This window comes from Variovorax paradoxus (genome assembly GCF_902712855.1).
GTDB lineage: Bacteria > Pseudomonadota > Gammaproteobacteria > Burkholderiales > Burkholderiaceae_C > Variovorax > Variovorax paradoxus_Q.
On record NZ_LR743507.1, the window covers coordinates 3,941,431 to 3,953,444 of the forward strand.

At 65.3% G+C, this 12,014-nt stretch carries 12 protein-coding genes; all 12 read right to left on the minus strand.

All coding sequences use genetic code 11. The annotated features are described in order from the left end of the window. Positions 1–27: 27 nt before the first annotated feature. A complete protein-coding gene (locus tag AACL56_RS18335; protein WP_339091243.1) occupies positions 28–552 on the minus strand; it encodes a phosphoribosyltransferase in 525 nt (174 codons plus the stop codon). Positions 553–678: 126 nt separating this feature from the next. After that, positions 679–2,010 carry an adenylosuccinate synthase gene (locus tag AACL56_RS18340; protein ID WP_339091244.1) on the minus strand — a complete coding sequence of 444 codons (1,332 nt, stop codon included), beginning with the start codon at positions 2,008–2,010 and terminating at the stop codon, positions 679–681. A 23-nt stretch (positions 2,011–2,033) separates the two neighbouring features. Continuing rightward, positions 2,034–3,194, minus strand: coding sequence for an ATP phosphoribosyltransferase regulatory subunit (locus tag AACL56_RS18345; RefSeq protein WP_339091245.1), 1,161 nt, complete (start codon positions 3,192–3,194; stop codon positions 2,034–2,036). A gap of 43 nt (positions 3,195–3,237) precedes the next feature. Further along, entirely contained in the window at positions 3,238–3,426 is a 189-nt protein-coding gene (locus tag AACL56_RS18350; RefSeq protein ID WP_339091246.1) for a DUF2065 domain-containing protein, read from the minus strand. Positions 3,427–3,442: 16 nt separating this feature from the next. Further along, complete coding sequence (gene hflC / locus AACL56_RS18355; protein WP_339091247.1) at positions 3,443–4,342, minus strand: protease modulator HflC; 900 nt, start codon at positions 4,340–4,342, stop codon at positions 3,443–3,445. A gap of 20 nt (positions 4,343–4,362) precedes the next feature. Continuing rightward, entirely contained in the window at positions 4,363–5,718 is a 1,356-nt protein-coding gene (gene hflK / locus AACL56_RS18360) for an FtsH protease activity modulator HflK (RefSeq protein WP_339091248.1), read from the minus strand. 32 nt (positions 5,719–5,750) lie between these two features. Then, positions 5,751–6,962, minus strand: a complete 1,212-nt coding sequence (hflX, locus tag AACL56_RS18365) for a GTPase HflX (RefSeq protein ID WP_339091249.1) — start codon at positions 6,960–6,962, stop codon at positions 5,751–5,753. 57 nt (positions 6,963–7,019) lie between these two features. Further along, entirely contained in the window at positions 7,020–7,265 is a 246-nt protein-coding gene (gene hfq, locus AACL56_RS18370) for an RNA chaperone Hfq (protein ID WP_425337066.1), read from the minus strand. Between the two features lie 165 nt (positions 7,266–7,430). After that, positions 7,431–8,777 (minus strand): ribosome biogenesis GTPase Der, encoded by a 1,347-nt coding sequence (der, locus tag AACL56_RS18375; protein ID WP_339091251.1) that lies wholly within the window; start codon positions 8,775–8,777, stop codon positions 7,431–7,433. 63 nt (positions 8,778–8,840) lie between these two features. Continuing rightward, on the minus strand, positions 8,841–9,983 hold the full coding sequence (gene bamB, locus AACL56_RS18380) for an outer membrane protein assembly factor BamB (RefSeq protein WP_339091252.1): 1,143 nt from the start codon (positions 9,981–9,983) through the stop codon (positions 8,841–8,843). Positions 9,984–9,990: 7 nt separating this feature from the next. Next, positions 9,991–10,683 (minus strand): YfgM family protein, encoded by a 693-nt coding sequence (locus AACL56_RS18385; RefSeq protein ID WP_339091253.1) that lies wholly within the window; start codon positions 10,681–10,683, stop codon positions 9,991–9,993. A gap of 6 nt (positions 10,684–10,689) precedes the next feature. After that, positions 10,690–12,000, minus strand: coding sequence for a histidine--tRNA ligase (gene hisS / locus AACL56_RS18390; protein ID WP_339091254.1), 1,311 nt, complete (start codon positions 11,998–12,000; stop codon positions 10,690–10,692). Between the last annotated feature and the right edge of the window lie 14 nt (positions 12,001–12,014).

A 12,014-nucleotide genomic window follows, 5' to 3' on the forward strand; every position in this document is an offset into this window, starting at 1 on the left:
GGCGGTTTGGCTCGGCCTCAACGCCGGTCAGACCGACCACTTCTCGAGGAGCTTCTCGGCACCCAGGGAGTCGTAGCCCTCGAAAGGCTGGTGGATCCACGGGTTGGTGGCCAGGAATTCCACCTGGTAGTCGGGCGTGAAGGTCGACAGCGCCTTGGTCCAGATCACCGCGCTGCGCAGTTCGGTGATGGGCGGGTAATTGTTGCGCAGCATGTCCATCACGGCGTGCAGCGTGTGTCCCGAATCGGCCAGGTCGTCGACCAGCAGCACGCGGCCCGCGATCTCGCCCTTGGGCGTCGTGATGAAGCGTGCGATGTCGAGGTGGCCTTGCACCGTGCCGGCGTCGGCGCGGTACGAACTGGTCGACATGATGGCCAGCGGCTTGTCGAAGATGCGCGAGAGCACGTCTCCGGGACGCATGCCGCCGCGCGCCAGGCACAGGATGGTGTCGAACTCCCAGCCCGACTGGTGCACCTTGATCGCGAGCTTCTCGATCAGGTTGTGATACTCGTCGTAGCTGACGTAGAGATGCTTGCCGTCTTCGGTCAACATGGTTGGATTCCTTCAGTCTTTCTCATTCGTGGAACACCGCGGAACCGGCTTTGCCGGGCCGCTGGTGTTGCCCCCGGAACGGGGTTGGCGGCCACACGAAGTGGGCAAGCCTGGGGGTGAGCCTGTTCAGTCGGCGAGATAGGGATGGCGCATCATGATCGTGTGATCGCGGTCGGGGCTGGTCGACACCATGTGGATCGGCACGCCGGTGACCTGCTCGATGCGCTGCAGGTACAGGCGGGCATTGACGGGCAGCTTGTCGTATTGCGTGACGCCCACGGTGCTTTCGCTCCAGCCTTCGAGCGTCTCGTAGATCGGCGTGCAGCGTTCGATCTCGTCGGCGCCCATCGGCAGGATGTCGGTGACTTCGCCGTCGAGCTCGTAGCCGGTGCACAGCTCGAGCTTCTCGAGGCCGTCGAGCACGTCGAGCTTGGTGATGCAAAGGCCCGACAGGCCGTTGACCTGCGCCGAGCGCTTGAGCAGTGCAGCGTCGAACCAGCCGCAGCGGCGGCTGCGGCCGGTGGTCACACCCTTCTCGGCACCCACGGTGCTCATGTGATAGCCCGCGGTGCCTGGCGTGGCCCAGTCGAGCTCGGTGGGGAACGGACCGCCGCCCACGCGGGTGCAGTAGGCCTTGGTGATGCCGAGGATGTAATGCAGCATGCCCGGGCCCACGCCCGAACCAGCGGCAGCATTGCCGGCCACGCAGTTGCTTGAGGTGACGTACGGATAGGTGCCGTGGTCCACGTCGAGCAGCGTGCCCTGCGCGCCTTCGAACAGCAGGTTGGCGCCGTTCCGGTGCGCGTCGTTCAGTTCGCGCGAGACGTCGGCCATCATGGGCTTGAGCAGCTCGGCGTGCTTCATCGCCTCGTTGAAGACTTCGTCGAAGTCGATGGCCGGCGCGCTCAGCACCTGCGTCAGCACGTGGTTGTGCAGGTCGAGCAGAACGCGCAGCTTGGCCGCAAAACGCTCGGGATGCTTCAGGTCCTGCACGCGCAGCGCGCGGCGGGCGATCTTGTCCTCGTAGGCCGGGCCGATGCCGCGGCCGGTGGTGCCGATCTTCTCGATGCCGCCCTTTTCGCGGTAGGCCTCGCGCGCGATGTCCAGCGCGGCGTGGAACGGCAGGATCAGCGGGCAGGCCTCGCTGATGCGCAGGCGCGAACGGACCTCGACACCCGCCTTCTCCAGCCCTTCGATTTCCTCGAAGAGCTTCGCGGCAGACAGCACCACGCCATTGCCGATGTAGCACTTGACGCCGGGCCGCATGATGCCGCTCGGGATCAGGTGCAATGCGGTTTTCACACCGTTGATGACCAGCGTGTGGCCCGCGTTGTGACCGCCCTGGAAGCGGACCACGCCCTGGGCGCTTTCCGTCAGCCAGTCGACCAGCTTGCCTTTGCCTTCGTCGCCCCACTGGGTACCGACGACGACCACGTTTCTTCCGGTGGTTACGCTCATGCTCGTTCCATTACTTCAAAAATTCAGATCGCTCGGACAGTCCATTGGCCTGCTTGCTCGACGAGCTCGCGGTCGCAACGGAATTCATCGATTTCGCTGCCATGGCCCGGCAGCACGCAGACTACCGTTTCACCGGCCTTGCGCAATCGGGCAATGGCCTGACGCAGGCCCGCCGCATCGCTCCAGGGCGCGCGGATGGCGGCACGCAGGGGGCGGGCCGGCAGCACGCCGACAAGTTCGCGCACGTCGAGGCTGAAGCCGACGGCCGGACGGTTGCGGCCGAACACGGCGCCCACCTCGTCGTAGCGGCCGCCCCGCACCAGCGAATCGGTCGCACCGGGCGCGTAGATGCCGAAGCGCATGCCGCTGTAGTAGGCGTAGCCGCGCAGGTCGGCCAGATCGAAGCTGATCTGGCGACCTGGTACGCCCTGCAGCCCGGCGGCCAGAAGCTTCAGGTCGGTCAGCGCCGCGGCCACGGCGGGCGTGCCCTTGAGTGCCTTGGCAGCCTCGTCGAGCACCGAAGCGTCGCCGTACAAACCGACCAGCGCGCGCAACCCGTCACGGGAAGCCGCAGGGAAGTCCTTGGTGAGCGCATCGAGCTCGCTCGCGTCCTTGGCGGCCAGCGCGGCATGCACCCGGGCCAGCCCGGCGGCGTCGACGGACACGTCGGCGAACAGGGCACGAACGATGCGGGCATCGGCCAGGTCGACGATCACACCTTCTTCCAGGCCGGCGGCCTGGAGGCAATCGAGTGCCAGCAGCAATGTTTCGGTGTCGGCCTCGAGGCCGGCGTGGCCGTAGATCTCTGCGCCGAACTGCAATGGCTCACGCGTGGCGTGGGGCCGATCGGGCCGGGTATGGAGCACAGGGCCGCAATAGCACAGGCGGGCCACGCCGTCTCGGTTGAGCAGGTGGGCGTCGATGCGTGCCACCTGGGGGGTGGTGTCGGCGCGAAGCCCCATGCTGCGGCCGGACAGCTGGTCGACGAGCTTGAAGGTTTGGAGGTCGAGCGCCTCGCCGGTGCCCGAAAGCAACGACTCAAGATGCTCGAGCAGCGGCGGCATCACCAGCTCGTAGCCGTAGCCACGGGCGGTATCGAGCAGCTGGCGTCGAAGTTCTTCGATGTGGCGCGCCTCGGAGGGCAGCACATCGGCAATGTGATCCGGGAGGACCCAGGCGGACATGGGGATCGGGGGCGTGGTTAAACCGGGATTCTACCGGGACCCGCTACCCCAGGACCCAAAGGAGTACCAAACCCAGCAGGATGCTGCAAAGTCCGAAAAAGCGAAGCTGGCCGTCGCGCAGCTGCATGAGCTGCCCGAAGCCGCGCCGCCACCCTCCGGGAGAGACGAAAGGCAGGATGCCTTCGATGACCAGGACGAGCGCGAGCGCGCTCCAGAAGGTGTCTGCGCTCACGGCTCCGGGCGAGGAATCAGCGGCGAGGCGCGCTGCCGGCGGATCCGGAACCCTGCATGGCGCGGAAGAAGTCCGACGATGGGTCGAGCACCATCACGTCGCTCTTTTTGTTGAAGCTCTGCTTGTAGGCCTCAAGGCTCCGATAGAACTGCGCGAACTGCGGGTCGCGGCCGAACGATTCGGCATACGCGGCGGCAGCCTGCGCATCGCCCTCGCCCTTGATCTTCTGTGCGTCGCGATACGCATTCGCCACGATTACCTCGCGCTGGCGGTCGGCGTCGGCGCGGATCTTCTCGCCTTCGGCGGTACCGGTCGAACGCAGCTCGTTGGCCACGCGCTTGCGCTCGGCCTCCATGCGGCGGTATACGGACTCGGTGATCGCTTCGACGTAGTCGACGCGGGTGATGCGGACGTCGACGACGTCCACGCCCCAGGGCTTGGCGCCCTTCACGACCGACAGCACCTCGCGTTGCACGTCGGCCATCAGGGCCTCGCGGCGCACCGAGATCAGGTCGCGCACGGTGCGCTTGTTGATGTTTTCCTGAAACGCATTGCGCACCACGCGATTGAGTTGCATCGCACCCGCGTTCTCGTCGAGACCGACGTTGCGGATGTAGGCCTGCGGATCGCTGATGCGCCAACGCACATACCAGTCGATCACCACGCGCTGCTTTTCGGCAGTAAGCATGGGCTCGGTGTCGACGCTCGAGAGCGTCAGCAGGCGCTTGTCGATGTACGACACGTTCTGGAACGGCGGCGGCAGCTTGAAGTTCAGGCCGGGCTCGGTGATGACCTGCTTGATCTGGCCGAGGGCATAGACCACGCCGAACTGGCGCTGGTCCACCACGAAGAGGGTCGAGCTCAGGAGCACCAGCAGGACGAGGATCGACGAGGCGATGAATCCGATTCTGTTCATGTTCTTCTAGGCCTTTTTCATCAACGCACGTCGCGGTCGCGCGAACGGCCGTCGCGTGCGCGCACGTCGCCGGTCGTGGGCGCCACCGGGATCACCGACGATTGGGCCGGTGCCGTGCCGGCAACGCTCGGGCTTGCGGCGTCGACCGGCGTGGCAGCGTTGTTGCCGGTCTGCTGGATCAGCTTGTCGAGCGGCAGGTACAGCAGGTTGGAACCCTGCTTGCTGTCGACCAGCACCTTGGTGGTGCTGGCGTAGATCTGTTGCATGGCGTCCGTGTACATGCGATCGCGGGTGACCTGCGGCGCCTTCTGGTACTCGGCAAGCACCGATGCAAAGCGGCCGGCATCGCCCTGTGCCTGGGCGACGATGCGTGCCTTGTAGGCTTCGGACTCTTCCTTCAGTCGCGATGCGGTACCGGTCGCGAGCGGCACCACGTTGTTGGCATAAGCCTGCGCATCGTTCTTCGTGCGTTCGCGCTCCTGGCCGGCCTTGAGCACGTCGTCGAATGCAGCCTGCACCTGCTCGGGCGGACGCACGCCGCCTTGCTGCAGGTTGATGCCCACGACTTCCACGCCGATCTTGTAGCGGTCGAGGATGGTCTGCATCAGCGTGCGCACGCGCGGAGCGATCTGGTCGCGCTCTTCAGCGAGCGCGGCATCCATCTTCATCTTGCCCACGACCTCACGCACGGAGGTCTCGGCCACCTGAACCACTGTTTCGGCAGGCGACTTGCTCTCGTAGAGCCAGGCACGTGCATCGCTCAGGCGGTATTGCACGGCGAACTTGATTTCGACAATGTTCTCGTCCTCGGTCAGCATCGCCGACTCGCGCAGGCCGGTGGACCGCACGATGGCATCGCGGCCCACGTCGGTGGAACGGATCTGCGTGACCACGACCACTTCGTGGCGCTGGATCGGATACGGCAGGCGCCAGTTGAAGCCCGCGCCCACGGTGGTCTTGTAGCGGCCGAACTGGGTGACCACGGCCTGCTGGCCTTCGTTCACGATGAAGAAGCCGGTGCCGAGCCAGATCAGGATCGCCACGGCAGCAACGAGGCCGAGGCCGAATCCTGCGTTTTTAATGTCGGGCTTGTAGCCGTTGCCGCCACTTCCACCGGTGGGCCGGTTGCCACCGCCCTTGCCGCCGAAGAAGCCACCGAGCTTGCGATTGAGGTCGCGCCAGAGCTCGTCGAGGTCGGGCGGCCCCTGGTTGGGGCCTTGTCCTCGAGGACGGTTGTCGTTGTTGTTGCTGCCCTGGGGCGGGGGTGTCGGTGCGCCTGGAGGATTGGCATCGGGAGGCCGGTTGCCGGCCGGGCGGTCGCCGTTGGAGGACGGCTCGTCGCCGCGCCCCCACCGGCCATCGTTCAGGTTGAACATGCCCAGAAACCCTCTCCGCGCTGGCTTTGAATTCATTCGCTTCGTTCTCTTGTCAGTGGCGGGATTGTGCCCAATCCGTCGGCGGCTTCGTGCAATTCAGCGTTTGCCTCAGGGGTCATCGTATCGGCTACGGAGCCCGACTGCCGGGCGAGCTCGGCGCGCAGCATCGGGACCCCTTCGCCACTTCGGGCACTGAGGAAGATGCGGGGCACCTGCACACCGTCGATTTCCATCTCGTCCTGCAGATGCAGCGGGCGCTGCGTGCTTTCAAGGGCGTCGAGCTTGTTGAACACCAGCAACTGGGGCACGGTGTCCGCGCCGATGTCGCGCAGCACCGCCTGCACCTCGGCCATCTGCTCGGGGTAATGAGGGTTGGATGCATCGATCACATGCAGCAGCAGGTCGGCATCCACCGCCTCCTGCAGCGTGGCCTTGAAGGCGTCGACCAGCCCGTGAGGCAGGTCGCGGATGAAGCCGACAGTGTCCGAGATCGAAACCTGCCGGCGCGCATCTCCCAGATAGAGGTTGCGCGTGGTGGTATCGAGCGTTGCGAACAACTGGTCGGCCGCATAGGCGCGCGCCTTGACCAGTGCGTTGAACAGCGACGACTTGCCAGCGTTGGTGTAGCCCACCAGCGAGATATTGAAGGTTTCGCGGCGTTCGCGCTGGCGGCGCTGCGTGCCCCGCTGCTTTTGCACCTTGGCGAGGCGGTCGCGCGTGCGCTTGATCGACTCGTTGATCATGCGGCGGTCGAGTTCGATCTGCTTTTCGCCCGGGCCGCCGCGCACACCCGCACCACCGGTCTGGCGCTCCAGGTGAGACCAGCGACGGACCAGCCGTGTGCTGAGGTATTGCAGGCGAGCGAGCTCCACCTGCAGCTTGCCCTCGTGCGAGCGCGCGCGCTGGGCGAAGATTTCGAGAATGAGGAAAGTGCGGTCGTAGACTGCAACGTCGAGCTGGCGTTCGAGGTTACGCTGCTGCGCGGGGCTCAGGGCCTGGTCGAAGATGACTTCACTCGCCCTGTGCAGGGCAGCCAGCTCCTTGATTTCGTCGGCCTTGCCACTGCCAACGAACAATGCCGCATCGGGCGCCTTGCGCTTGCACGCAAGGCGCGCCACGGGCGTCAGTCCTGCAGTCTGCGCGAGCAGGCCGAGTTCCTCGAGTTCGCTGTCGAAATGGGGCAGCCCGAAATCCACGCCGACGAGAACGGCGGCGCCTTCCTGGCGGGGGATCGATTCAGACAAGCGGGACCAAAAAAGGGAAAAAGCGCGGCAACCGAAAGGCCGCCGCGCTCCGCGCGTTCAGGCAGCGGTGTCTTCGTTCTCGGTAGCCGAGAAGTTGACGGCGCGACCCGGCACGATGGTGGAAATGGCGTGCTTGTAGACCATCTGCGTCACGGTGTTGCGAAGCAACACGACGTATTGGTCGAAGGACTCGATCTGACCTTGCAGCTTGATACCGTTCACCAAGTAAATGGAGACCGGAACATGCTCGCGACGCAAGGTGTTCAGAAACGGGTCTTGTAGAAGTTGCCCTTTATTGCTCACGATATTCTCCGTGTTCAAGAGTAGTTGTTGGAGGAGATGACCTTAACACAGGGTTTCCGCGCCGCAGCAATCGAGTCCAAAAGCCTTCGAAAAATAACGTCTCTCAAAAGCTGGAACTTCCACCCCCGACGGAACTCATCGGCAGCCATCCGCTGCCAAGCGAGTTCAGTCGTCCTTGTCCGCAAACGGATTGTGGGAACTCTTGAACTCGATGCGCAAGGGGGTACCCACAAGGTCGAACTCCTTGCGGAAGCGCCCCTCGAGGAACCGCTTGTAAGCGTCGGTCACATGCTCGAGCGAATTGCCGTGGATCACGATCACCGGCGGGTTCATGCCCCCCTGGTGCGCGTAACGCAGCTTGGGACGGTACATGCCGCCGCGCTTTGGCGCCTGGAACTGCACCGCTTCCAGCAGCAACCGCGTGAGCACCGGCGTCGACATCTTGCGCGTGGCCGACTTGTGAGCCTGCGCAATCGCCTGCCAAACGGGTCCCAGGCCCTGGCGCTTGATGGCAGAGATGAAATGCAGCGCCGCGAATTTCAGGAACGGCAGTCTCGTCTCGATCTGCCGCTGGATCTGTTCGCGCTGATAGCTGTCGACGGCGTCCCACTTGTTGATGGCGATCACCACGGCGCGGCCACTCTCGAGGATGTAGCCTGCGATGTGCGCATCCTGGTCCGTCACGCCCTGCGTGGCATCGATCAGCAGCAGCACGACGTTGGCCGACTCGATGGCCTGCAGCGTCTTGACCACCGAGAACTTCTCGATCGCCTCGAACACCTTGCCCTTGCGGCGCAGGCCGGCCGTGTCGATCAGCTCGAAGCGCTGGCCATTGCGCTCGAAGGGCACGGAGATGGCATCGCGCGTGGTGCCGGGCATGTCGAAGGCCACGAGCCGCTCCTCGCCCAGCCACGTGTTGATCAGCGTCGATTTGCCCACGTTCGGGCGCCCGGCCACGGCCAGCTTGATCGGCTTGTTGACGTCGTCTTCGTCGGCGTCGTCTTCCGGTTCTTCGGGAAGATTGAGCGTCGACAGCGCCAGTTCGACGAGGCCACGCATGCCCTGTCCGTGCGCCGCGGACACGCCGTGCACCTCGCCGAAGCCGAGCTCGTAGAAGTCCACGAGCTTGGTCCCGTCGTGCATGCCTTCGGCCTTGTTGGCCACCAGCACGCACGGCTTGCCAAGACGACGCAGCTCGTTGGCGATGTCATGGTCCTGCGCCGACAAGCCTTCGCGCGCGTCGACAACGAAGATCACGACGTCGGCCTCGGCCACGGCCTGGCGGGTCTGCTTCGCCATCTCCTTGTAGATCCCGCTACCCGCGTCGGGCTCGAAACCGCCGGTGTCGATGACGATGAATTCGTGCTTGCCCAGGCGGCCATTGCCGTAATGGCGATCGCGGGTGAGTCCGGCGAAGTCCGCGACGATGGCGTCGCGCGTCTGGGTCAGGCGGTTGAAGAGGGTCGACTTGCCGACGTTGGGCCGCCCGACCAGGGCCACGACCGGCTTCATCGCCGGCCTTTCGAGGGCACGGTTTTCATGGTCGGGCCTTGCAGGATGTGAAAAAGAAAAGAGTTATTCAGGGCGATAGCCAAACACGCCACCCTTGGCCGTCACGACAACGACCGTGTTGCCGGCCAGCACTGGCGCGACGGTGATGGCCGAGCCATCGGGTGCGACACGATTGAGCAGCGCACCGTCCTCGCGCGACACGAAGTGCAGCGTGCCGGTGTCTTCGCCGATGATCAGCGAGCGGCCCACCACCAAAGGTGCGGTCAGGTTGCGATTCTTGAAGCGGGTCATCTGCCAGGCGCGTTCGCCGTCGGCGCGACGCCAGGCCACGACGCTGCCGTCGGACTCGGAACCATAGATGAAGCGTTCGTCGCCGGTGATGCCGTCCGCGCCCGAAGCCGGCTTGCTCCAGACGAGCGAGCCGCGCACGGTTTCGACGCAGCCCACGCTGGCGTAATAGGCCCGCGCGCAGATCGTGTCGCCGAAGCGGCTCACGCTGCCGGTCAGGTCGACCAGGCGTTCCACGTCGTTGGTGCCGCGCGGCGCTGCGATGGGCGATTCCCAACGCGAAGTGCCATTGCCTGGATTGATGCCGACCAGCCGGCCGCCGATGCCGGTCACCAGCGTATCGCCCACGGCAAGCAGCACACCCGACTTGCGCAGCACGAGGTTTTCACCGGTGCGCTGTTGGAGCCAGAGGCGGCGGCCGCTCTGGCCGTCCCAGGCGCTCAGGCTGCGGTCGGCGGTCTGCACGAACACGCGGCGGCCCGCCACCAAGGGTGCCGTGAAGGCCTGCGCAGAGAGCTTCTGCTTCCAAAGGACCTTGCCGTTCTCGATTGCAACCAGCTCGTTGTTGGTGGTGACGACTGCGGCCATGGTGCCGTCGCTGCCCACGCCCGCGGCGAGCGGAGCGCCAGCGCTGGCACGCCAGGTCTCGCGGCCCGCACGCGCATCGATGGCGACCACCGTGCCGTCGCTGCCGGCAACGGTGACGGTGTCGCCGCTGACGTCGGTGGTGAGTGGGAACTTGACCTCGGGAATGCGAACGGTCCAGGCTTGGCGCACGCCCAGCAGCGCCGGGTTGGCCGGCAGTTCGGCCGGCTTCGGCTTGCTGGTGCCCGAGCAGGCGGCGAGGAACGCCACCAAAACAAGAGCTGTTCCCGCACGCAGGGCGGTCGATTCAGGCATGAAACGCTTGAAATTCATGATGCGGTCAGGGAGTTTTGGGGGCTGCAGGTGTGACGGTGACGACGGGGGCCAGGCTCTTGGGGTCGACGCCCACGGCGTTGAGCTTGATCTCGATCAGGCGACGGTAGTCGGACGTGGCACCGAGGCCGGTCCATGCCTTGCGGTACTCGGTCTGCGCTTCGGCGCGCTTGCCCTGGGCCAGGTAGATGTCGCCCTTGCGGTCGGCCACCAGCGGTTCGAATTCCTTGGGCACGCTGCCGTCGAGCTGCTTGAGCGCATCGTCGTACGACTTGCTCTCGAGAAGCTCGCCCGCCAGACGCAGCTTGGCGATAGCCTGGTAGCCGGGGTCGATGGCGCTTTGCGCCACCCAGGTCAGCGCGGCGCGCGAACCTTCGGCATTGCCCTTGTCATACAGCGTCTTGGCGACCAGCAGCCCAGCCTGTTGCGCGTAGGCCGTGCCGGCGAACCGCTCCTTCATGTCGCCCAGCACGCGCTGGATGCGTTCGACGTCGCCGGACTGCGTGCTGCGTTCGACCTCGTCGTAGAGAGCTGCCGCCTGGACTGCCTTGCTGCGCTGGTAATACTGCCAGCCATTCCAGGCCACGAAGGCGCCGGCGACGAGCAGCACGACCCAGGTGATCAGGGTGCCGTAGGTGTTCCAGAAATGCTTGAGCTGGTCGAGCTGTTCCTGTTCTTCGAGGTCGAGATGGGTTGCCATGCGCTGTCAGGTGTTGGGAGCCGGCGATTGTAGGGTGGCGGCCCAGGCGGCCACATCGGAGAGAGACCGGGCGGTCTGCGCAATGCTCGCGTCACGCAGCGCCTTGAGGGTCACTTCGCCGCGTGCGAGTTCATCGGCGCCGAAGATCAGGGCGTACGTGGCGCCGCTGCTGTCGGCGCGCTTGAACTGCGACTTGAAGCTGCCCTGACCATCGACAGTGGCAGCATGCATCTGCACGCGGACACCTGCGTCGCGCAGCTGCTGCAACGTGCGCAGTGCCACAGGCATCGCCGCAGCGTCCGGCACCACGGCGTAGACATCGGGTGTCGGCAACGGAATGTCGGTGCCCTGCTCCTTCATGAGGTCGAGCACCCGCTCCACGCCCATGGCCCAACCCACGGCGGGCGCGGACTTGCCGCCGATCTGGGCGATCAGGTCGTCGTAGCGGCCGCCCGCGCAGACCGTGCCCTGCGAGCCCAGCCGGTCCGTCACGAACTCGAACACCGTGAGGTTGTAGTAGTCCAGGCCGCGCACCAGACGCGGGTTGATCGTGAAGTCGATGTCGTTGGCCTTAAGGATGGCCTGCAGTCCTTCGAAGTGCGCAAGCGACTCGGCACCGAGGAAGTCGATCAGCTTCGGCGCCGACTCCACCACTTCCTTCATGGCTGGATTCTTCGTGTCGAGAATGCGCAGCGGGTTGCTGTGCAGGCGGCGCTTGCCGTCCTCGTCGAGCTTGTCGGCGTGCTTCTCGAAGTGCGCGATGAGTTGCGCGCGATGCTGGGCGCGCTCGGCAGGCTGGCCCAGGCTGTTGAGCTCGAGACGCACATCGGTCAGGCCGATGGTTTTCCAGAGCGTGCTCGCCAGCAGGATCAGTTCGGCATCGACGTCGGGGCCCGCGAAACCCAGGGCCTCCGCCCCGATCTGGTGAAACTGCCGGAAGCGGCCGCGCTGCGGCTTCTCGCGGCGGAACATCGGGCCGGTGTACCAGAGACGCTTGCCGCCGTCGTAGAGCATGTTGTGCTCGATCACGGCGCGCACGAGCCCTGCCGTGTTCTCGGGCCGCAGCGTCAGGTGGTCGTTGTCGCCGTACTTGTCCGAGCGGTCCTGGAAGGAGTACATCTCCTTCTCGACGATGTCGGTCACTTCGCCGATGCCGCGCACGAACAGTGCCGTGTGTTCCAGGATCGGCGTGCGGACGTTGCGGTACGCAAAGCGGCCCATCAGGTCGCGCACGGTGGCCTCGAGCCATTCCCAGCGCGCCGATTCGGGCGGCAATATGTCGTTCATGCCTTTGACGGCATTCAATTTTTCAGCCATGAGTCTGCGGAGGT

What these genes read in the sequence shown, in the direction of transcription:
- AACL56_RS18335 (WP_339091243.1), bottom strand. Translation starts at nt 552, where the DNA reads ATGTTGACCGAAGACGGCAAGCATCTCTACGTCAGCTACGACGAGTAT.
- AACL56_RS18340 (WP_339091244.1), bottom strand. Translation starts at nt 2,010, where the DNA reads ATGAGCGTAACCACCGGAAGAAACGTGGTCGTCGTCGGTACCCAGTGG.
- AACL56_RS18345 (WP_339091245.1), bottom strand. Translation starts at nt 3,194, where the DNA reads ATGTCCGCCTGGGTCCTCCCGGATCACATTGCCGATGTGCTGCCCTCC.
- hflC (WP_339091247.1), bottom strand. Translation starts at nt 4,342, where the DNA reads ATGAACAGAATCGGATTCATCGCCTCGTCGATCCTCGTCCTGCTGGTG.
- hflK (WP_339091248.1), bottom strand. Translation starts at nt 5,718, where the DNA reads ATGTTCAACCTGAACGATGGCCGGTGGGGGCGCGGCGACGAGCCGTCC.
- der (WP_339091251.1), bottom strand. Translation starts at nt 8,777, where the DNA reads ATGAAGCCGGTCGTGGCCCTGGTCGGGCGGCCCAACGTCGGCAAGTCG.
- bamB (WP_339091252.1), bottom strand. Translation starts at nt 9,983, where the DNA reads ATGAATTTCAAGCGTTTCATGCCTGAATCGACCGCCCTGCGTGCGGGA.
- AACL56_RS18385 (WP_339091253.1), bottom strand. Translation starts at nt 10,683, where the DNA reads ATGGCAACCCATCTCGACCTCGAAGAACAGGAACAGCTCGACCAGCTC.
- hisS (WP_339091254.1), bottom strand. Translation starts at nt 12,000, where the DNA reads ATGGCTGAAAAATTGAATGCCGTCAAAGGCATGAACGACATATTGCCG.